This is a genomic window from Limnobacter sp. UBA3528, from assembly GCF_002377005.1.
Classification (GTDB): Bacteria; Pseudomonadota; Gammaproteobacteria; order Burkholderiales; family Burkholderiaceae_B; genus Limnobacter.
In genome coordinates, this window is the sequence record NZ_DFOZ01000052.1 from 37617 (window position 1) to 58447 (window position 20831).

At 53.9% G+C, this 20831-nt stretch carries 14 protein-coding genes; 10 read left to right on the forward strand and 4 right to left on the reverse strand.

Annotated features, from left to right (window positions below; genetic code table 11):
• The first annotated feature begins 7 nt into the window (after positions 1-7).
• Positions 8-1912, forward strand: a complete 1905-nt coding sequence (locus B4N58_RS14025; protein ID WP_291750433.1) for an ATP-binding cassette domain-containing protein — start codon at positions 8-10, stop codon at positions 1910-1912.
• Here B4N58_RS14025 and B4N58_RS14030 read toward each other — a convergent pair.
• Together B4N58_RS14030 and B4N58_RS14035 are read right to left on the reverse strand one after the other, a co-directional pair.
• Positions 1909-2778 (reverse strand): hypothetical protein, encoded by an 870-nt coding sequence (locus B4N58_RS14030; RefSeq protein WP_291750434.1) that lies wholly within the window; start codon positions 2776-2778, stop codon positions 1909-1911. The genes B4N58_RS14025 and B4N58_RS14030 overlap by 4 nt on opposite strands.
• A complete protein-coding gene (locus tag B4N58_RS14035; RefSeq protein WP_291750435.1) occupies positions 2775-3863 on the reverse strand; it encodes a phospholipase A in 1089 nt (362 codons plus the stop codon). The genes B4N58_RS14030 and B4N58_RS14035 overlap by 4 nt, the downstream gene beginning before the upstream one ends.
• A 61-nt stretch (positions 3864-3924) precedes the next feature.
• On the opposite strand from B4N58_RS14035, the gene B4N58_RS14040 reads away from it, so the two are divergent.
• A complete protein-coding gene (locus B4N58_RS14040; protein ID WP_291750436.1) occupies positions 3925-4797 on the forward strand; it encodes a MerR family transcriptional regulator in 873 nt (290 codons plus the stop codon).
• A gap of 10 nt (positions 4798-4807) precedes the next feature.
• Here the strand turns inward: B4N58_RS14040 and B4N58_RS14045 are convergent, their stop codons facing one another.
• The gene (locus B4N58_RS14045) at positions 4808-7888 is read right to left on the reverse strand and encodes a response regulator (protein ID WP_291750462.1); all 3081 of its coding nucleotides are present in this window, start codon (positions 7886-7888) and stop codon (positions 4808-4810) included.
• A 6-nt stretch (positions 7889-7894) separates the two neighbouring features.
• Entirely contained in the window at positions 7895-8233 is a 339-nt protein-coding gene (locus tag B4N58_RS14050) for an STAS domain-containing protein (RefSeq protein ID WP_291750437.1), read from the reverse strand.
• A gap of 248 nt (positions 8234-8481) precedes the next feature.
• On the opposite strand from B4N58_RS14050, the gene bcsB reads away from it, so the two are divergent.
• Genes bcsB through bcsG form a run of 8 tightly spaced genes read left to right on the forward strand, consistent with a single transcriptional unit; the run spans position 8482 to position 20818 of the window.
• Positions 8482-10713, forward strand: coding sequence for a cellulose biosynthesis cyclic di-GMP-binding regulatory protein BcsB (gene bcsB, locus B4N58_RS14055; RefSeq protein WP_291750438.1), 2232 nt, complete (start codon positions 8482-8484; stop codon positions 10711-10713).
• Between the two features lie 2 nt (positions 10714-10715).
• Positions 10716-11867, forward strand: a complete 1152-nt coding sequence (gene bcsZ / locus B4N58_RS14060; protein ID WP_291750439.1) for a cellulose synthase complex periplasmic endoglucanase BcsZ — start codon at positions 10716-10718, stop codon at positions 11865-11867.
• The gene (locus B4N58_RS14065) at positions 11860-14277 is read left to right on the forward strand and encodes a cellulose synthase subunit BcsC-related outer membrane protein (protein ID WP_291750440.1); all 2418 of its coding nucleotides are present in this window, start codon (positions 11860-11862) and stop codon (positions 14275-14277) included. The genes bcsZ and B4N58_RS14065 overlap by 8 nt, the downstream gene beginning before the upstream one ends.
• Positions 14278-15684: a hypothetical protein gene (locus B4N58_RS14070; protein ID WP_291750441.1), complete on the forward strand. Its 1407-nt coding sequence runs from the start codon at positions 14278-14280 to the stop codon at positions 15682-15684.
• The gene (locus tag B4N58_RS14075) at positions 15681-15890 is read left to right on the forward strand and encodes a hypothetical protein (RefSeq protein ID WP_008248096.1); all 210 of its coding nucleotides are present in this window, start codon (positions 15681-15683) and stop codon (positions 15888-15890) included. Before B4N58_RS14070 ends, B4N58_RS14075 begins: the two co-directional genes overlap by 4 nt.
• The gene (gene bcsQ, locus B4N58_RS14080) at positions 15887-16627 is read left to right on the forward strand and encodes a cellulose biosynthesis protein BcsQ (protein WP_291750442.1); all 741 of its coding nucleotides are present in this window, start codon (positions 15887-15889) and stop codon (positions 16625-16627) included. Before B4N58_RS14075 ends, bcsQ begins: the two co-directional genes overlap by 4 nt.
• The gene (bcsA, locus tag B4N58_RS14085; protein ID WP_008248098.1) at positions 16624-19110 is read left to right on the forward strand and encodes a UDP-forming cellulose synthase catalytic subunit; all 2487 of its coding nucleotides are present in this window, start codon (positions 16624-16626) and stop codon (positions 19108-19110) included. The genes bcsQ and bcsA overlap by 4 nt, the downstream gene beginning before the upstream one ends.
• A gap of 4 nt (positions 19111-19114) precedes the next feature.
• Positions 19115-20818: a cellulose biosynthesis protein BcsG gene (gene bcsG, locus B4N58_RS14090; RefSeq protein WP_291750443.1), complete on the forward strand. Its 1704-nt coding sequence runs from the start codon at positions 19115-19117 to the stop codon at positions 20816-20818.
• The last annotated feature ends 13 nt before the right edge of the window (positions 20819-20831 follow it).

Below are 20831 nucleotides of genomic sequence, written 5' to 3' on the forward strand. Positions count from 1 at the left end.
AATAAACATGTTGTTGGGTTTAAAAGCCGCCACGTACCGGATTGGTACGACGGTGCTGCTGGATCAGGTTGATTTTTCAATTGAAGAACGTGAGCGCGTTGCCCTGGTAGGCCGCAACGGCACCGGGAAAAGTACACTGTTTCGCATTCTGACGGGCGAAACCACGCCTGAAGATGGCCTGGTGATCAAGCAGGACGGTTTGCGCATGACTTGCCTTGAGCAGGCCGTACCCCAAGAACACGACGACACCATTTTTGATGTAGTAGCGCAAGGCTTTGGCGCTTTGGGCAAGCACATCAGCATTAGCCGCACACTGGGCCCGCTGGATCATGATTCTTTGACACCCGCACAAGCCAAAGTGCTTGAAGAAGCCCAACATGAATTGAGCGAACACCACGGCTGGCACCTGGAAAGTGAAGTGGATCAAATGCTGAGCCGCATGAAGTTGCCTGCGGATTTGCCCTTTGCCAAGTTGTCGGGCGGAATGAAGCGCAAGGTGATGCTGGCCAAGGCCATGGTCAGCAATCCCGATGTGCTGTTGCTGGATGAACCAACCAACCACCTGGACATTCCCAGCATTGAATTGCTGGAAGAGCAGATTCGCCAATTCAAAGGTGCAGTCATTTTTGTCAGCCACGACCGTTCATTCATGCGCAAGCTGGCCACAAGGGTGTGCGACCTGGACCGCGGCATGCTAAAAAGCTGGTCGGGCGGTTACGAAGGTTTCTTGAAGGGCAAAGCTGAATTCATGCACGCGCAGGAAAAGGCCCATGCGCTGTTCGATAAAAAACTGGCTGAAGAAGAAGTGTGGATTCGCCGTGGTATTGAGGCGCGACGCACCCGCAACGAAGGCCGCGTGCGCGCCCTGATGGAAATGCGCAAGCAGTTTTCTGACCGCCGCAATGTCGTGGGTACTGCAAAAGTGCAGGTGCAGGAAGCGGAGCGCAGCGGCAAAGTGGTCGCTGAATTAACCGACATCAATAAGCAGCTGAGTGACTTGCCAATTTTGCGCAACTTCACCAACACCATTTTACGCGGCGAAAAAATCGGTTTTCTGGGCCCCAACGGCATAGGCAAAACCACGGCACTGAAAGTACTACTGGGGCAGTTGCCACCCGATTCAGGCCACATCAAGTTGGGCACAAAACTGGAAATTGCCTACTTCGACCAGTTGCGCAGCCAGTTCAATGAAGAAGACACTGCAGTTGAAATTATTGGTGCTGGCAAGGAATTCATCACGATTGACGGTCAGGCCAAGCACGTGATCGGCTATTTGCAAGACTTTTTGTTCACGCCCGACCGTGCCCGCCAACCCGTGCGCAGTTTGTCGGGTGGTGAGCGCGCCAGGCTGATTTTGGCGCAGTTGTTTTCAACGCCCTCGAACGTGATGGTGCTGGACGAACCCACCAACGACCTGGACATTGAAACGCTGGAATTGCTGGAAGAAAAACTGATGGCTTACCAGGGCACGCTGATTTTGGTGAGTCACGACCGGGAGTTTTTGAACCAGATCGTGACCCGCTGCCTGGTGTTTGAGGGCAATGGTGTGGTCGGCGATTACGTGGGGGGTTATGACGACTGGTTGCGCCAGCGCACCACTGACCCATGGACCAATGTGGGCAAAGAACGTTTTGAGGTGAAGGCTGAACCTGCAGCCCCCGCAGTGGCCGCGCCCGCGACACCTGCAAAGAAAACCAAAAAACTGGGCTACAAAGAACAACGCGAGCTGGAAATGCTGCCCGCCCTGATCGAGAAACTGGAAACGGAACAGGAAGCACTGGTGGCAAAAATTGGCGACCCCAATTTTTATCAACAAGAAGCCAGCGTGGTCACTCAAGCTCAAGCCCGCATGGTTGAACTGGAAAATGAACTGCTGGCAGCGTATGCCCGTTGGGAAGAACTGGACGGCTAAGGACGAATTCGGCTGGGTTGACCTTGCGTGGTCAATTCCATGCCCAAAGATTCCCACACCTCATTGGCTTCCTTGAAGGCTTTGGCCAGTTGCAGGCGCATGCCGTAAAACAACTTCGCCTCGGGCATGGTGCCCGCTGTGTCTGGCACCCGTGCCTCCAGCAGGCTGCGTGCAGTTTCTTCACTGGCAATGTGAAAACTGCCACTGACCACGCGGCCACCGGTCAAGCGCCGTACTTCCCAAGTGAAACTTTGACCCCACTCGAATTTGGCAGCAGGCGGCAAGCTCACATACTCGCTCTCCAGAGGCTCCACCCAAAATCGCTTGCCTTTTGAATCAAATAACATCAAGTTGCCTTCCCGAGGCAAGTCGCCCTGAAATACAAATTCCGGGTTACGGGTCAATAGCAGCGATCCGTCAATGGGTCGCAAAACACGAAGGGACTTGTCTTCGGTCGCTTCAGCTTTCTCACCTTTAACCGGCAACACACCGCGCGGGCGGGCATACAGGTTGATCCATTGATCAATCAAATCCAGATGCGCTTGTTCGACTGGAAACACTTTTACAGCAGGCCCACTGAGCACGCGAACAGTGTCGGCAATCACCTTGAGTTGGGCAGGGCCGTTGTACACCCGGCGGTTGCCGGTGTTCAACACCAGCACTGAAAAACGTTGCCCCTTGGGCACTGCAACTGTATGACCATGCAACAGGCGCTGGGTGGGAAGGGCGCTGTATTGCTGACCTTTTGGATTGGAAACGACCACTTTGTCGGAGGCGGCCAGCACAAAAACAACAGGCTCATTGGCCTGTGCCACCCCAGCAAACAACAGGCCGGCAACAAAGGCACGCTTTAACCACACTTTCAATACCACCCCACCAATGACAAACCCACACCCAAATAATCGGATTTGTAATTGTAATCAATCAGGCTTTCGCCATAGCCAGTGAAGTATTGCAAATGGCCACGCAAATTACTGGTCAGGGGGAAAGCCCAGTCGAACTGAACCGCCCCCCGAGACTCATCGCCACCTCGAAAATTATGCCGGGTCAGTAGCGAATATTCATGGCCATTGTGCTTGTGGACCAGCAGCATGTCGCCACGACCCATGAAGTCGCTGATGTCAGGGTTGTCATCTTCAGCGGCATCTTCGGCAATGCGTAACCAGGGCCGAAATTGAACCATGGTGTTCTCGCGCTCAAACCCGACCATGCCGATCAAGCGATTCCAGGATCGCGACAGCGGCAAAGCCCGTCCGTTGGACTGATGGTTCAGACTCAAGCCCAGCAAGCGTGGCTCCCAACCCGTGGCTTCCCTGAACTCGCTCCAGCTGGAACGCCAGGTGAAAATCAGTTCTGGTTCGTAGTTGGTTTCCCGGAATGGGCGGGAGATGTCCTGATTCATGACCTGCCAACGACTGGATTGCGTGTAGCCGAACCACAAGTCGCCATTGTCACCAAACATGTTTTCCATCACTTTGGTTTTCAGGCTAAGCTGGAACTTCAACTCGTTGCGGTCCAGATTCTCGGGTGCGTCTCCCGGCTGCACTGTGTTGGCGGGGTTCGGGCTGGTGGGGCGAATGTTCGGTGATTTGTTGTGATACACCGGCAACAGGTAAACCGGCTGGTAAGGGCGAATGGAGAAGGTACCCCGTTTGGCTGAAGGGGCAAGCTCCCAACGGCGATCCAGCCAGCTCAAGGTGGTGTCTTCGCTGCGTTTGTACAACAACAGCCCGCCATCAATGGCTGCAGCTGCTTCAGGAGCGGAACCATCTTTGACCACCAGGCTTCTGCCTGTGGCATCATCAAAGCAACGCAGGCGAAGTTGGTCGTCCTCAAGAAAAAGGCAAGCCCGGAGTGCTTCTTCATCCAGGGTTTTATTTTGAATGTCCTGGGCGTTGGCCCAGCCGCCCAAGCCGAAAAGGCCCAGCGCTACAAGTAGGGATTTATTCATAATCGCGTACTGCATCAAGCTTGGTTGGCTAGATACTCTCACATTTGGTTACAATTCTTAAATGGTTTCATTCCGCTTCAAAAAATCGTCGGCAAACAAAGACACTTCCACCAGTGGGCAGGGTCGCGAGTTCACCATTGACGAACTGGCGCGCACCGCCAATACGACAGTGCGCAATGTGCGCGCCTATCAAGACCGGGGTTTGTTGGCCCCGCCCGAGAAACGTGGGCGCGTGGGTTTTTACAACGAAGACCACTTGTCACGGCTCAAGCTTATTGGGCAAATGTTGGGGCGCGGTTACACCCTGAGCAACATTCAGGAAATGCTGGACGCCATTGACAAGGGTTACGACCTACGCCAGCTGCTGGGTTTAACGCATGCGATTACCAGCCCGTGGACAGACGAAATTCCGAAGAACTACAACCCCGTGCATTTGGCCACCATGTTTGGTACCAGCCTTAGCCGTGGCGCCTTGGCCAAAACAATTGAGTTGGGTTTGCTAGAACCCGATGGTTTGCGTTACCGTGCGCCAAGCCCGAAAATTTTGCATGCCGGTGCTGAAATGGCCAGTGTAGGTTTGCCCTTGCTCGACCTGCTGGATTTGATTGCATCGCTGCGTGGGCACCTTGAAAGTTTTTGCGACCAAGCGGTTTCGCTGTTTGTAAAAGAACTGGATCAATACGGCGACAACCTGCCACCCAAAGAAGAATTGCCCAGGCTTGCGCAACTGATCTGGAAGATTCGCCCGCTGGCCATGACCGCCATCGAATCGGAAGTGTCACGGGCTCTGCAAAAGTCCGCCAGCAAGTTTGTGGATGAACGAATTGTGGGTTTGATCGATAAAATGGCTGAGGAAATGCCCAGCAATCCTGCGCTTCAACCCACCGGCTGGATACCACCGGACACCCCCGCCACAGGCGAAGACAAGAAATAAACCTGCAGGTTTACAGCAACAAAAGCAAGCGATTGCCGTGCTGATTCTGTTTGGCCTGGTACACGAAGCGTTGTGACACCATGCGCATGAAGGCCAGACCCATGCCACCTTCGGGCAAGTCGCCCAAACTCAGATCGTCTTGAAATGAGTGCTCGTGGTGCATCGTGTCAAGCACATGGGCGGGAATGCAACTGCCATGATCTTCAATCAACACACCCACCCCGTGCTGAAACGCAAGCACAGTGAGCTGTGCAGGATCGGGGCGTTTGTCTTTAAAACCATGCAACATGACGTTGGTCAAGGCCTCCGACACCACCAGATCCGTGTTGTAACAAACCTCCTCGGTGTAGGCCAGTTCTTCGACAAAGGCCCGCACGGCTCGGCTTAATACACCAATATTGACGGTATCCGCCACGGCAGTAAATGCGGTGTAATTCAGAAACTCACCCAGCTTGAATGCTTGCTCGTGCGATGAAAACTCGTCTTGCAGAGCCAGGCCGACTTGCACGAACTCATCGACCAATTCAGAGACACGCGCAGACTGCAAGGTGATGCGCTGGACTTCAAAACTTTCACGCCACTGAATACCCAGCAATGAAAGGTCGCCCTGGATGCTCTCTTCTTTCCGTCCAGAATCGAGTAGGCGCGAAAACTCGCGGGTTAGAACATGCCCCTGTGTGTCATCGAGCAATACAGATTGTTGCCAAACTTGTGCGTTGGGTACGCCCAAGGTTTTGGCACACTCGCGCGGATAAAAATAAAGACGACTGCCAGGCACGATCACACCTTGGTAAATAACATGCCCCGCTCCGGAAGCTTGCGCTGGTTCGCCCTGTGTACCCAAAAACGCAGGGGCCAAGCCGGGCTGCGCCATGACCATGGCCCACTCGCCAATGCCCGCGACCAGCAGGGTGCCTTGATCAAGATTGATCAAACCGTACAACAAATCAAATTGTGGCGGCTCGTCTTTCAGAGACGGCGAAATGCTTGAGAGTTGGGCCAATACCTGCTCGGGGCTGGCCAGGTAACGCCGAATTTTTGAACTGGTTTCTTCCACGGGAAACAGCACTCGTGTGGCCCGCGCCATTGAGAACCACCGAGCCAATGCCATGGTTTGCAAGGCTGTGGCTGTGTCCTGGCCGGCCATGTTCAACATGAAAAAACCATGCTCGTTGGCTTGGGTTTCAAGCAAGCCCATTTGTTTGCCGCATACATAGCCTTGCGGCTGATAAATGGTTTGAATCGCGAACGGCCAGGGATCTTGTTTGCTTTTGGGCAACAAGGCCCGCTGGATGCGGGACACCTCACGCATGTCGCGTTGCAAGGCTTCATACAGCTGGCTAAGTTCAGTGTGCCTGCGCTCGAGCCCCATGTGCAAATCTGCAATTCGCTCGGCAGTTTTCAGGCGCACTTTCAACTCGCCAGGGTTGACTGGCTTGGTCATGAAGTCGTCTGCGCCCACACGCAAGCTGTTCAAAAGGTCGTCGCGACTGGCGTAGCCCGTGATCATGATGATGTAAGTGTAGGCATTTTGCTTTTGGGCGCGCACTTGCTCACACAATTCAATGCCGCTCATGCCAGGCATGTCCCAATCGGTCAGCACAAAGTCGGGCTGGTGTTTTTCAATCAGAGCCAGCGCTTCATGGCCATTCTTGGCGGAATGCACGGTGTAACCCCAACTGTGCAACATGGCCTCGAAAATTCTCAAAAAGCTGCGAGAATCGTCGACGATGACAATCGATTTTCCCACCTGTTCCGGCCGCGATGCAGGCCGACGTTCCTGAATTTCCTGAAGTCGAAACACCAGTTCGGGCACCTGCCGATCGGTATCCACCACATCGCATTGATCCAGAACACCAGGGCGTGGGGCGAGCATCAGGATAGATACATCATCCTCGAAACCTTTTTGCGCAATGACCGAGCCACCCCAATGCTGAACACGCATTTGAATACGTTCGGGCAAATCGGACCAGCGGCCCTGAGTGCTTTGCTGATTGACAAACTCAAGCAGGCGTTCTTCACCAAACGCCTCGGAGCTGGCAGACAACACTTCGGTCACACCATCGGAATACAGAATCAGGGAGTCGTCATCACCCAGCGTCAGCTCAATGTCTTCGAAGTCATCAAAGTCAAACAATCCGACAGGGTACCCACCACTGCCCAGCACTTCGGCCTGTTTTCCGGCCGACAACAGCAAGGGGGAGGGGTGGCCAGCCTGGCACAGGGACACCCGTCGATTGGCGGTGTTGAACACACCGTAAATCATGGTGAAATAGGAAAGATCAGATTCGGTTTGCTGAAACAAACGGTTCAGGCGCGCCACTACGTCGCGAGGACGCGAGACCAAACGTTGACCATCTGAACCAAACCGTCCTTCAAACACAATGCTGGTGGCGGAGCGATCTGCAAACATTTGTACCAGTTGCATGGACTTGACTGCGGCAGGTATGCCATGGCCGGACACGTCGAGCAGGTAAAAACCATACACATCGCGTTGCAGCTCGAACACCTGAAGGTGATCGCCCGATACATACTTGGACGGCACAGACAGCCACTGGTAGTTCAAGCCCTGAAAGGGACTTTGCGCCTCAGGCAGAAAACTGCGTTGAAGGCCGGACACCGCACGGAGGTCTTGCGCAATTACATCGTGGGCTCGCACCAGTTCACCGGTTTTGCGAGCCAGCCGTGCCTGAAGTTCAATTCGACGAACTGCCGACTGCAGGCGCGCTTCCAGCTCATTGCCATCCACTGGTTTGGTAAGCACGTCGTCTGCGCCGGCATCGAGTGCCTTGATGAGAAACTCTTCATCATTTTGAGCCGACATCAAAATGATGTAGGTGTACTGCCCCAAATCCAATTGGCGCAAAGCCACACACAACTCGGTGCCCTGCATGCCGGGCATCTGCCAATCGGCCAACACCAATTGGAAGCGATCACGCTCCACCAGTTCAATGGCTTCTTGACCGCTTGCCGCAAACTCAACCGGATAACCCCACTTGGCCACCATGTGAACGAAGAGATTTCGCTCAACCACAGAATCATCAACAACCAGAATTCGAGGCAACAGTTTGTTGGGGTCGTGGTCCGTCACAATCAATTAAGCCTGCTGCAGAAAGGCAACGGCCTTGGGCATGTCGTCCAGCAGGGAAAACTGTCGGTCCATGCGCGACAGCTCAAACATCATTCGCACTGATTTGTTCATGCCAACCAAGGCCAGCTTGCCTTGATGATTGGTGATGTTTTTCAGCAAAGCCACCAGGGAACCCAAACCACCTGAGTCCACCAGTTTGACGGCCCCAATGTCCAAAGCGAATTTTCGTGTGGCGTCCAGCTTGGACACCACCGAATTGCGAATGATGGTTCCCACTGCACTGTCCAGTCGAACTGCGTCTACACGCAGCACGAAAATATCCCCCACCTCTTCTGTCGAAACCATGTTGTTCGCCCTAAACTGTTAATTCTCTTTTCTTAAAGTGTGCTCTTTTAGACACTTCGCGCAATAATTGGTTAAAACAAGCTCTAGAAAATGAGCATATACAAAAACAATAGGATAGCGTGTGAACCTATGCTGCATACTTTTTAAAAGATTGACAAATATTGTTCAATTATTTTCAAGTGCAGTAATTTAGGCAGGCCATTATTGAAAACCTGTTCTTATATTCAAGTCGACCAGCGAACCAATTTATGCGACACCTACTACCCCTAGCCTTATTCCTATTTTGCCTGACTGGGTTCACACAAGAAAGCGGAGCACCCACAACAGCGTCCGCCAATGTAGAAACTGCACCGGCCGTTGAACGAACCCGCACACTGACCTTTGCCCAAATGGGGCAACCAAACGGGGTTCGGTTGAGCGGGGTCAACCGCTTTGTGGACTTGAATTCAGGCATACGCTTGGACGAATTGGTGACACGCGCCAACCTTAGCTTGCGAGTGTTGTACCCGCAGGGCATGCGCCATGACCAATCTTTTGTACGCGTGTATGTGAACAACCAGCTTTCGGGTATATCGCAGCTGAGTGTGGCACGGGCTGGTGTACCGCACACCGTGGAAATTGACCTGGACCCACTGTTGTTTTCTGATTTTGCGACCATTCGCGTTGAATACGACGGCACCTACGACAGTGAATGTGTGGACCCGGGCAACCCAACCCTGCGTTTTGACATTCGCCCTGAGAGCACCTTAACGATTGGATCCACACCACTGAATCTGGTGAACGACCTTGCCCTGTTGCCAGCGCCATTTTTCGATCCCCGTGACAATCGGAAACTGCGACTTCCACTCGTGCTGCCCCTGGAGCAAACCGAAGCCAGCATGAAAGCCGCGGGTATTCTGGCCTCGTGGATGGGTGCCCAAGCCTTTTACCGGCAAGCTGAATTTGAGCTACTCGATGCTGCATCGCCAACGCGTCACACCATTATTCTGACCAAGGGTAAAAAAATGCCCGAGGGAATGAGCGAGGCGGACATTGAAGGCCCCTCATTGATGATTGTGAGTGCCAAAGAAAACCCCTGGATAAAGCACCTGTATGTGATGGGCCGCACCGACGAGGAGCTGCTACAAGCGGTGTATGGGTTGGTGATTGAAGGACAGGTGCTGAGCGGCCAGAAGGCCTTGGTGAAAAAAGTAGACTTGGGCGCACCACGCAAGCCTTACGATGCGCCACGCTATGTGCCCACCAACCGCCCTGTACGCTTTGGTGAACTGATTGATTTTCCGGGACAGCTGGAGGTCAGTTCTGAAAAGCCACGCGCCAGCATCAATTTGCGCCTTCCACCCGATTTGTTCAGTTGGGCAGGTCGCAACATTCCGATGGATTTGAAGTACCGTTACACCGCACCCTCCCGTTGGAATGATTCGCTGCTGAACATTGAAATCAACAACTCGTTGATTCAATCCTTCCGTCTGGCACCACGCTCGGAACAGGTACAAAACAAAATCAACATTGACTTGCTGGGCCAGGCCGAATTGACCAGTGAAGAAGCGTTGCAAATTCCGGCTTTCCGCGTGGGTGGCAACAACGAACTGGCCTTTGCATTTGGTTTTATGGCGGAGGGTGGCGGCTCTTGCACACGGGTATCGCAAGTTGCAAGGGGATCTATCGATCCGGAATCAACCCTGGATTTCTCGAACCTGCCTCACTACACCCGCATGCCGAACCTGACCGCGTTTGCCAACGGCGGTTACCCCTTCAGCATCATGGCAGACCTCTCGGATACAGCCATTGTGCTACCCGCCAACCCCACACCATTGGAAATTCGGTCCTATCTAAACGTGATGGGTCTGTTTGGTCAATGGACCGGGTTGCCCGCCACACGCACCAGTTTGATTGTTTCTGACAAGCCCGAGACGATTGGCAGCAAAAACTGGCTGGCCCTGGGCACCAGCGATCGCTTGGGCTGGTTAAATACAGCCAACATGAACTTGCCGATGGTGCTGAACGCCACGGAACGCAGCATGGGTCTTCCACCCGCCATTCAATGGTTGAAGGGCTTGTGGCAAAGCGACACCGAATTACAACCCAGCGACAGCGCCCGTGCATTGATTCAAACTGCGGGTTCACTGGGTGCAATTATGGGATTCGAGTCGCACCTTGCACCCAAAAAGGCGGGGCTGGTCGTGACCGGTACAGATCAAGACAGCTTTGAGCGCGCCGTGGCTGCACTGTCAGATTATGGCGATGTGGCAAAAATCAAAGGCAGTGTGAGCCTGATCCGCGGCGATGATATTCAAAGCTACAGCTTGGGCGAAACCTACATCAGCGGCGCACTGCCCTGGTGGCTGCGTTTGCGCATTGCGTTTTCCGAATACCCGGCCTTGATCGCGGTGGGTGGTGCGCTGGCTGGGGTTATTTTGGCGATCCTTGCATTTGGCTGGCTCTCTGGCCGGGCATCGCGCCGCACAAAAGGCAATTGAACATGGTCTTCTGGCGTCATTGTTTACAACGCCTTGGGCAGGTGACTGTGTTGCTTGCCGCCACCACCGCCTGTAGCGCTACGCCTGCACAAGCCTGGCCCGCATGGGACGGTTTCAAGAGTGCCTTTGTGAGCGACGATGGGCGAGTGATTGACCGCAGCCAGGAAGACCTGCGCACGGTGTCGGAGGGGCAGTCCTACGCCCTGTTTTTTGCCCTGGTGGCGCAAGACAAAAAAGCATTTGACGCCGTATTGCAATGGACTGAGAACAACCTGAGCGCGGGCGACCTGGGCAAACAGTTGCCCGCCTGGATTTGGGGAAAAAAGGGTGAAAGCTGGGGCGTAATTGATGCCAACAGCGCATCAGATGCTGACCTGTGGATTGCGTACGCTCTGCTTGAAGCAAGCCGGGTGTGGTGCAACCCAAACTATGCCGACAAGGCGCGTGCGCTCGGCGATTTAATTTTGAATCAGGAAAGTATGGAGGTCAGCGGCCTCGGTTTGAGTATATTGCCGGGCCACACTGGTTTTGTGCTGGACAACGGCGCAGTGAAACTGAACCCCAGTTACCTGCCACCTTTCATGATGGCCCGATTTGCCAATGCTTGGGCAGACGACACCCGTTGGGCGCAAGTTTACCTGGCCAGCCAGAAGTTGCTGCTGGACACCGGCCGAACAGGGCAGTATCCAGACTGGGTGCTGTACAACAACGGTGAAATGAGCTTACCCGAGGACGAACAACGCGGCGATTACGATGCCATACGCACTTATTTGTGGATTGCGATGAGCAGTGAAAGTGACCCCACCACAGCGCCTTTGCTGAGGCAACTGTCGCCCTTAACAGCCCTGCTGCTGAAACGCCAGAACATGCCCGAATGGTTTGAACCACAGAGTGGAAAGTTTTCCGCGACACGCGGGCCTGCTGGTTTTCAAGCCGCCATGGCACCCTTGCTTCAAACCATGGGCATGCCCGAACTTGCGAAAAAATTTCATGCTCAAAGCCTGAAGACGCCTGACAAAGAAGCGTGGCTTAAATATGGTTATTACAACGGCGCCTTGAGCCTGTTTGCTCAAGGATATATGGACAAGTTTTATCGATTCAATTCGCTGGGCGAACTGCTGCCCCGTGGCAAAGAGGTTAAAAGCTGTGGCTAAGCGCAAACACAATTCTGACCTGCGGGCCTGCACACTTGCGTTGGCGATTCAAGCCAGCTTTGTGGCGATACCCTTGGTATTGCCAGCGCAGGCCTTTGCCAATGTGAATGCACAGCAAACCAATATTCGCGCACTCAGTGAAAAGGGCGTGTATTGGTACGAACGTTTCCGATTCGACCTTGCGGCACAGTCTTTCAACAAAATACTGTTGATTGAACCTACCAATGCCTCTGCCCTGCGCTGGCAGGGTTTGATTGACCTTGCGCGAGGCGATGTGCAAGCGGCCAATGTGTGGCTGGGCAAACTGCAACTGGTGCATGGCAATAACCCGTTTTCCATTGAATTGCAGCAAGCCATTGCATTGGCCTCTGACAAGCGACAACAGTTTGCCGAGTTGCGCTATTTGGCCGACAGCGAACAAACACCCGCCAACCTGCCCCAACGACTTCGTCAGTTGTTTCCCCAGCCACCTTTGGGTGAAGCCGCAGTGCAAATTTATCGCTTGATGAACCGCACACCGGAGGGGCGCACATATGCCCGTGGGCAAGTGACCGAATTGGCGAAACAGTACCCGGACGACCGGCGTTACAGAACCCTGCTGGCCGAATTGGGTGGCGCAGGTGCCAGCACGCTTGCACAAACACCTGGCTCGGCACAAGCCACCCGTCGCCCGGCCAATGCAAACCGCACGAAACCTGCACCAGCAGTTCAAGCCCAGCCGACAACACCCGACATTGCCGCGAACCCGCCTGCCTCACCTGAAGCGCCAGCAGCCCCGGTTCTTTCCGACTTCGAGCAAGGACAACAACTGGCTGACCGCGCACAAAAGCAGATCGATCAAGGCAACAAAACCGAAGCAGCCAAGCTGCTGCAAAACGCAGTGGACCTGAACCCGAGCTACCCATGGTTCCGCTACGACCTGGCCACCTTGCTGGATGACCAAGGCGATGCGGGCAGCAAACAGGCTGCACGGCGAGTCATGGATGAAGGCCTGGCGCTGGACAAAGGGCAAGAAATGCGATTTGCGGCAGCACTGCTGGCCGCCCGCCAAGACCGTGGCAACGATGCCGTTGCCCTGATTGATGCCGTACCCCGTGAGAACTGGACGGAAGGCATGACTGCACTGGAAAAGCGGGTGCAATATGGGCAGTACCTGGATGGTTTGCGCGCGCAGGAAAGAAATGGCGAGTTCAATGCATTGGCCAGTTCAATCAGCGCCACACCCAAGTGGCGAGCTGAACCCGAAGTGCGGGCGCTGGAGCAAAACCTTCAGCGCAAACGACAGGTGCGTTTGCGCATGTCATATGAAAACGCAATTATCGATGGCGATGAAGGTGTATCCCGAATCGACAGCGACGAAATTCCATTGCAACTGGATTTGCCACTCGACTTTGAGCGCACTCTGTTTTTGCGCGCTGACACACTGAATGCAAATTCGGGCCGGGTGAACCCCGCCACCGCCAGTAACTTTGCAAAACTGGGCACCACCTTGCCCACTGACCCTGCCATCGCCAGCAATCGACTGGATCAAAATTACAAAGGTCATGTGGTGGGTGTTGGCGTGCAAACCGAACAGTACCGTGTTGATGTAGGTACCACGGTGGGCGACTATCCGGTCAATGATTGGGTCGGTGGTGTGCAATGGCGCACCAGCCTGGGCGAAGGTTCACTGCGGCTTGAGGTGGCGCGGAGAATGGTCAACGGCAGCGTGTTGTCGACCACAGGTGCAATCGATCCATTGACAGGCGAAACCTGGGGCGGTGCGCGGCGTAACGGTGTCAGCGCGGTGTATTACCAGGCATTTAACCCCACGCTCGACTTTGTAGGCATTGCACGCGCCAACCTGATTACCGGCAAAAACATACCTGACAACACCGAGTACAACCTGCAAGGCATTGTGGGTAAAACCGTGTTTCAGCGCCCAGGGCATGACGTCGAAATTGGCGCGTCACTGTTTTTGTGGTCATTCGAGAAAAACCTGCGCTTTTACACCTTCGGGCAAGGCGGCTATTACAGCCCACAGGCTTTTGGTTCACTCACCTTCCCAATTACCTGGACCGGCAATATGAACGGCTGGTCCTGGCAGGCCCAAGCCCGCGTGGGTGCCAGTGAATCACGCGAAGATGACACCGCGCTTTATCCGCTGAACCCTGAGCTTGCTGCGGCAGCCGCTGCACAAAGAAACCCAACCTTGCAAATTGGCGGTCCCGGTGGCGGCACCAGCACTGGTTTGCGCCTTGCACTTGAACGCCAGGTACTGAAAAACTTTGTGGTGGGCGGTTATTTTGAGATTGATCGATCTGAAGGTTACAACCCTGACAGATTACAACTTTATTTGAAATATTCATTTGGCGACTTTTTCGAATTGAGTGTGCCGCCTGAAGGTGTTGCACCCTACTCGAGGTTTTGAATGATTGACTTGCCCAAGCCCGGAGCCTATGTTGTGCGCGCCCCCCATGCGAATCATTTTTCGCAGGGATTGGTTCAACACTGGCTGGACTCGCAAGAAGAAACGCCGTTCAGATCTTGCCTGTGGCTGACCGCCAGCCCCAAGAACGAAGTACGCAGTTTGCTGGAGCCATACCTGCTCAAACGCGCTGGTGCCCCCAAAGGCCTGGATGTGGTCTCGGTGAGAAACCTGTGGGCCAAGGGGCATGCCAAGAACGGCATTCGCCAACTTTGCCGCTCCTTGAATACGCTGTGCGTATTAAAGCCTGCACTGGTCATCATTGAACATGCTGAGTTGTGGTTTGATGACAGCGACGAGCCCTTGAACCGGCAAAACCCATTGGCGCAAATGCGTCTGCTGCATCAATGGGCGCACCATGCACAAGCCCATGTGGTGACCACCGTACAAGGTGATTTGCCCGAATGGAGTACATTCGCCGATGGTCTGGCCGATGTCAGCGATCTTGGCGAGTTTGAATTCCGCCCTTGGTGGCCAAGCCAGTGGGGCCTGCAAACAAACCTGTGGAATAACCCCACCGAACTGTCAAAACTGCCCACGCACCATGTGCTGGACAGTGAACTATTGGGTAGCCTGAAACAACTGGCACAAATCTGTCACAGCCTTCGGTATGACACCGACCAGCAACACGGAATTCACGTGCAGGCACACGGAGAAATGACAGCGCAAGACGCATCGGTGTTGCTGCGCATGGGTGCTGACACCGTGTGGCTACACGACGAAAGCATTGAAACCTGGTTGGGTCTGAGCACAGCCCAGGTTAACAAACCCACGATCAAGCTGGCAGCTCCGGACAATCACCAGAACACCTTCGCGCGTGACCTGCACGAAGTGTTCATGCCGGGCCTGCTGACCGTGGTGGCCAACCCCACATTTGCTGCGCAGGGGTTGATGATGCTGCAACTGGCCAAACAATGGTCCATGCATTGCACGCTAACCCGTCTTTCACTGATGCGCCACATGACCGCACAAACCGCGTTGCGCCTTGCCAATTGGTCGCAAGCCACCTGTGTATTTACAGCCACCCGTGAAGCGATTTATTTGCTGAAGGTTTGGGTCAGTGAGCCCGACGAGGCCAGCTATCGCAGCTGGCTTGAATCGTGTTTCCGGGAAAAACTGCCTGTGCTTTTCAGTGGCGACATCCAGTTTTTGGGTGAGGAAACCCAAAGTGAATTGCTCGCAGATCTGCATGAAGAACTGGAACCTTTGTCGGTGCAAGACCTGATGGGTGCTGACCAGACTGAACCCGTGAAACTGGCCGAGCTTTGGGATGAAGCCCCCGAGGCGCTGAACCAGAACCGCCCATGGACACAACGCCTGAACGCACTACTGAGCGAGGATGCAAAATGATCGTGTTTGCACTGATCGTGAGTGGTTTGTTGCTGGGTGTTTTACTCACCATTTTGTTGGTGGGGAAAATGATGAAAAACCCGACAACCCGCATTTGGTTGAGTGACTGGGTGAACTGGAGCAACAACCAGTTGCCCGACGACTGCTATCAGTTGGTGCGGCATGGCAAGTGGATTGCCAGCCCCGACGACAAAGAGGACGCATGATCATTATTGCTTTGGTGTCCCCCACAGGGGGTGCAGGACGAACCAGCCTTGCAATTGCTGCAGCCACTCAGCTCAGCATGCTGGGGCGCAATGTCACGCTGGTGCAGGCTGACCCCAGTAACAATATTGAATTTCAATTGGGTTGTGCCAGCCGCAGCACGCGTGGTCTTGGGCACGTTATCTTGCAAGGTGAGTCACTGGAGCAGGTCATGAACACCAGCAGCGCCGGTTTCAAGTTACTGCCTTTTGGTGAAGTGTCTATTGCACAGCAATTGGCAATTGACCGCGTCTTGATGGAGCAACCTCAACGCCTGACCGAGCTGTTTCAGAAAGACGATTTTGCTGAAGATGCAGTGGTCATTATCGACTTGCCGCGCTGGCCGGCCCCTTGGTGCCAAAAAGTAATGGCGTTGTCTGACCTGAACCTGATTACCCTGATCCCGGACTCTGCGTCGATTTTGGGTATCGACGCACTGCTGCCACATTTGCTGGAAAGCCGGGGCGCATCGTACTTTCTCATGAATCGTTTTGACTCAGCCAAGGTGCTGCATCTCGATTTGTGGACTTTGTGCAAAATGAAGCTGAGCCACCGCTTGCTGCCATTTTATTTGCATGAAGACCAGGCCCTTGCGGAAAGCCTGGCGGCAGGCCTGCCCTTGGCCGACTATGCGCCACGCTCACAGTTGGTCGAAGACCAGCAAAAGCTGTGCAACTGGATTGACGCGGAGATCGGATGAGCACCTCATCAAGCTGGATCAACCGACTGGAGCGCTTGCTGGACCTGCGCGAGTTTCCAAACCTGAAAACCCGGGTGCGTTTGTTGCGCCTTTTTCAGGCGCTTTGGCTGCGCCCCAACAGTTTGAACAGTGCGCTTGAAGCATCCAGTGGCCGACAAGGCCGAAGCTTGCCCGGCTTCGTGTTTCATATTATTGCCGTGGCCTTGCACGATTTGCTAAGCCCAGTGGCTTATGTGTTCAAACTACTGATTCAACGCCCTTACCGGGCTGTACGTGCCCTGTTCAGCAGGCTCACCGACTATGCCGTGCGCGCAGCGCGGCTTGAACAACGCATCGAGAATGCAAGCCAGCTGGTGGTGCGCTTCAAGTGGCTGCGCTGGGTGTTGGGCCTTTCTGCCCTGACCTTGTTTCTGTTTACTGCACAAGCCTCATTGCCCCTGGCTGGGCAGTGGGTTTTTATTGTTGTTTGCTATCTGTTTGCCATGCTGTTCAAGCGTTTGCCTGAGCGTTTCGCCAACCTGTGCCTGATGGCACTGACCATGTTGCTACTGGCGCGTTATGTGTTCTGGCGATTCACCAGCTCGCTTGATCTTGAAACCGGCACAGAAATTTTTCTGGGCTACACCTTGGTTGCCGCCGAGGCCTACACCTGGATTATTCTGATTTTCGGTTTTATCCAGACCGCCTGGCCTTTAAAACGCAAACCCATGCCACTGGAACTGAACCTGAATGACTGGCCCACAGTAGACGTATTCATTCCCAGTTACAACGAACCTTTGTCGGTGGTGCGCCCCACTGTTTACGCCGCCAAGGGGCTGGACTGGCCACTTGAAAAAATCACGGTGTATATTCTGGACGATGGTCACCGCCCCGCTTTTGAAGAGTTCGCAAAACAAGCGGGGGTCGAGTACATTTCCCGCCCAGACAATTCACACGCCAAAGCGGGCAACATCAACTACGCCTTGAAGCACACGCATGGCCAATACATCGCGATCTTTGATTGCGACCACATACCCACCCGCTCGTTTTTGCAAACCAGCATGGGTTGGTTCAGCCGTGACCCCAAGTGCGTGCTGGTGCAAACACCGCACCATTTTTTCTCAGCTGATCCGTTCGAGCGCAACTTCAATTCATTTCGGCAAATGCCCAATGAAGGCTCTCTGTTTTATGGTCTGATTCAAGATGGTAACGACTACTGGAACGCCTCATTTTTCTGCGGCAGCTGCGCGGTGATTGAACGCAAAGCTTTGCTGGAGGTGGGTGGCATTGCAGTGGAAACCGTGACTGAAGATGCACACACTGCATTGAAACTGCACAGCCTGGGCTACAACAGCGTGTACCTGAATAATATTCAGGCTGCAGGCTTGGCCACAGAAACCTTGGCAGGCCACATTGGTCAGCGAATTCGCTGGGCACGCGGTATGGCGCAAATTTTCCGCACAGACAACCCGATGTTCAAAAAAGGTTTAAACCTTTTTCAGCGTGTTTGTTATTCCAATGCCATGTTGCATTTTTTCTATGGCATACCGCGCATGATCTTTTTGGTCATGCCCATGGCTTATCTGTTTTTTGAACAGCACTTGATCAATGCTGCAGCGGTGACCATTCTTAGTTATGCCTTGCCGCAGCTAATGATTTCCAGCTATACCAACTCGGTGATTCAGGGCAAATACCGGCGATCGTTCTGGTCTGAGGTGTATGAAACTGTGCTGTCCTGGTACATTATTTTGCCGACTACATTGGCTTTCATTAACCCGAAACTGGGCAAGTTCAACGTCACATCGAAAGGCGGCTTGATCGAGAAAAGTTATTTCGATGCCAACATTGCAAAGCCTTATCTGATCTTGCTCCTGATCAATGTACTTGGTTTTTCCGTGGGCCTGCTTCGCCTGTTTGTGTTCAACACACATGAAACAGGCACCGTGTTGATGAACCTGCTGTGGTGCGGTTTCAACCTCGCCATTCTGGGTGCTGCGGTGGGTGTTGCAACCGAGTCGGTTCAAAAACATGTTCACCACCGCGTGCGCATGGTGATGCCCGCATTTTTGAAACTGCCCGGTGGGTACACCGTAAGTTGCTATACCGAAGAGTACTCGGCAGCGGGGCTGACATTGGCTGTGGCCGACACCACGGGTATCAGCGAGTTTAGCCAGGTGCAAGTGGGCCTGCACCGCGGGGATCGCGAATTTCTATTTCCAGCGAAAATTCACTTCACCGAAACCGGGCATGTCGAGGCCCTGTTTACCAACCTGACCCCGGAGCAGGAAACACAATTGATTCAATGTACCTTCGGCCGCGCAGACGCGTGGCTGAACTGGCAGGAAGACCAAACCCGCGACCGCGCATTGGGTGGCCTGAAAGACGTGTTTGCAAAAGGCATGATTGGTTACGTGCGCCTGTTTGCCTGGCTGAAAGGCGGCGCTGTAGATTTGGGCAACCGTTTAATGGGCAACAAGAACCAGACCGAAAAGTGGGAGAACTAGGGCCATGCTGTTGTGGAACCTTTATTTTCTCATCAAGTTTGGTCTGCACTTTTCCGGGCAACTGACACTGAGCCCTCTGTGGAATTTGGGTCTGTTCGCCTTGCTAATTGCCACCAACCCGGCAGCCTATCAAAACAAACAACTGATGAAGGTGCTGCGGTACCTCGTGTTTACCGGCCCAGCGATTGCACTGCTGCTGCACGAGCTGGGTTTGGTGGTGTCACTGGCGCTGGTGGATCAAATCAAGGCCCTGTTCGGCTTCTCGCTCGATTACCTGTGGGAGTTGCTCAAACGCACCATTCAACCCTGGATGCTGTGGGGAGCACTGTTGGGTTTTATGGTGGTACGGGTGCTCGACCGGTACATACGCATCAGCACCTGGGTTGGGTTCGGACTGGTGTGCATATTGGGTATTCAGGCATTGCCTTTTATTCAACAACAGACCCAAACCAATAAAACTGCCGCTTTGCTTGAACCTCAAGCACAAGCCCGTGAAAATTTGTCACCAGCCGAACTGCTGGCTTTGGGCCAGGTCGACTTCCAGAAACTGCGCGTGGCACGTGACCAGGAAAGTCAAACCAAACTCCGGGACAATGCCTATGAAGGGGCAGGCCCGGGAGCAGTGCTTGCCGGTTTTTTTGACCGACAACGAAACATTGCATTGGCACCGTTTTCACCGGTGGTCAGCCCTGATTTCGATGTGATTGTGCTGCAAATCTGCTCACTGTCGTGGGCCGACCTGCAATACGCCAAACAAAGCCAGCATCCCACCATTCGGCAAGCCGATTTTGTGTTCGAGAACTTCAACTCGGCAACCAGTTACTCGGGGCCAGCAGCCATTCGCCTGTTGCGCGGAAAATGTGGGCAAACACCGCACGATGCACTTTACAGCACACCCAACAACAGTTGCATGTTGTTTGAGCAGCTTCGAAATGTAGGCTTTGAAGTGGAGATGGGGCTGAATCACGATGGTCGCTTTCAAGACTTTTCGAAACTTGTTAAAACAAACCTGGGCGGCAAAGCCACTGAACTGGTGGCCCATGACGAAGTGCCTGCGGGGGTACAAGCCTTTGATGGCTCACGCGTGGGTCGCGATGGTGATTACCTGCGTGCATGGTGGAACAAACGCGTTCAGCAAAGCGGGCCCGCAGTGGCTTATTACTACAACAGCATTACTTTGCACGACGGCAACCGTTTGCCCAACAGCAACCTGAACAGCCTGAACAGTTACCCCTTGCGACTGGAGCGAATGTTGAATGACATTCAATCGGTACTGGGAGAAATTCGACGAAGTGACCGCAAAGCACTGGTGGTGGTGGTACCCGAACACGGTGCCGGTTTGACAGGTGAATTTGGTCAACTGGTAGGGCTGCGCGAATTGCCAACGCCAGCCATTACCAAAGTGCCTGTGTTTGGTTACTGGATAGCTCCGGGCTACACCCCGGCAAGCACCGGGCCTGTTAGCGTGAAGCAATCGGTCAGTTACACCGCGCTCAGTGAACTGTTGGCGCGTTGGCTTGCACAGCCTGCTGAGCAACAGCAAAAACCGGCATGGCCGGTGCTACTGAGCGACCTGCCAGACACTCGATTCGTGTCCCAGCAAGGCAATATCACTGTGATGGAAAGTCAGGGGTCGTATTGGATCAAAGCCCCGGGTGCTGCATGGAAAATGCTGGGCCCGGTTCAAACCATTGCAGCGTCCAACTGAGGGGGGATAAAAA